Origin of the sequence: Pseudomonas sp. ES3-33, from assembly GCF_000952175.1 — a bacterium.
Taxonomy (GTDB): Bacteria; Pseudomonadota; Gammaproteobacteria; order Pseudomonadales; family Pseudomonadaceae; genus Aquipseudomonas; species Aquipseudomonas gregormendelii.
Map to the genome: position 1 here is coordinate 1 of NZ_JZRI01000092.1, position 1,310 is coordinate 1,310.

A 1,310-nucleotide genomic window follows, 5' to 3' on the forward strand; every position below is an offset into this window, starting at 1 on the left:
TGTCTCGTCCTGAATAAGGTTTACACCTTCTGGCTTCTTATCAGGAAGGTGCAATGAATACGGGCGAAAAACGTAGCCAGAGAGATTACACGCTGACTTTTAAATTGTCGGTTGTCGACCAAGTCGAAAAAGGCGAGTTGAGTTATAAAGAGGCTCAACGGCGCTATGGCATTCAGGGCCGGTCGACGGTGTTGGTGTGGTTACGCAAGCATGGTCGGCAGGACTGGAGCCAAGGCGCATCCATTCGCTCCTAGAGGGTCCGACCGATGGACGAGCCTACTTTGCCATTAACTCCCGAGCAGAGAATCAAAGAGCTTGAGGAGCAGTTGGCGTTGGCGACTCAGAAAGCCAAATTCTTCGAAGACGTGGTCGATGTTCTGAAGAACGATTACGGCGTATCTATCGTAAAAAAGCGGCCAGGCAAGTCGTTGCGCAAACCCAAACCCTGAGTGTCTGCAGGGCTTGCCAGTTTATGGGGATTAGTCGACAGGCCTATTACAAGCGTGATCGGGCCTATCGGGCGCGGGTCGAGCAGGATCAGAAGCTTATCAAGTTTGTGCAGGAAGTCCGCGTGCGGCAACCCTGTCTGGGCACCCGCAAACTGCACTCACTGATGCACGCGAAGCATGATAAGCCGGAGCTACATGTCGGCCGAGATCGCTTGTTTGAAGTGTTGCGCGATCACCGGTATTTGGTACGCAGAAAACGGGCCTATCACAAGACAACTGACAGTCATCACCGCTTCCGTTGCCATCCCAACCTCCTGAAGCCTGGCCCCCAGCAAATCGTTGCCACCGGCCCGGAGCAGGTCTGGGTGGCGGATATCACTTACCTGTCCACCAAGCGTGATGACCCGGCGTACTTGAGCTTGGTGACGGATGTCTTCTCAAGAAAAATTGTCGGTTATCACGTGCATGGCAGTCTGCATGCCGACTCGGTGGCTCAAGCTTTGCGCATGGCGCTGAAGACGCGACGAAGCAGTCAGAGATTGGTTCACCACTCGGATCGTGGAGTGCAGTACTGCTCGACGCTTTACCAAAAACTGCACGCAAGACACGGCATAACGTGCTCAATGACTGATGGCTATGACTGTTATCAAAACGCCTTGGCAGAGCGGGTCAACGGCATCCTTAAAACTGAGTTATTGCTTCATCGGCCTAAAGATCTGCCAGAGGCTGAAAAGATGGTGAGAGAGGCGATCCTAATCTACAACCAGGAGCGCCCGCACCTGTCCTTGAAATACAAAACGCCCGATGCGGTGCATCGGGCGTTGGGGTGAAACAGATGTAAACCTATTTCAGGACTAGACA

General features: G+C 53.1%; 1 pseudogene. It reads left to right on the forward strand.

What is annotated here, in order from left to right:
• The first annotated feature begins 53 nt into the window (after nt 1-53).
• Nucleotides 54-1,279: pseudogene (locus tag UB23_RS16840) on the forward strand (IS3 family transposase).
• Nucleotides 1,280-1,310: the final 31 nt, after the last annotated feature.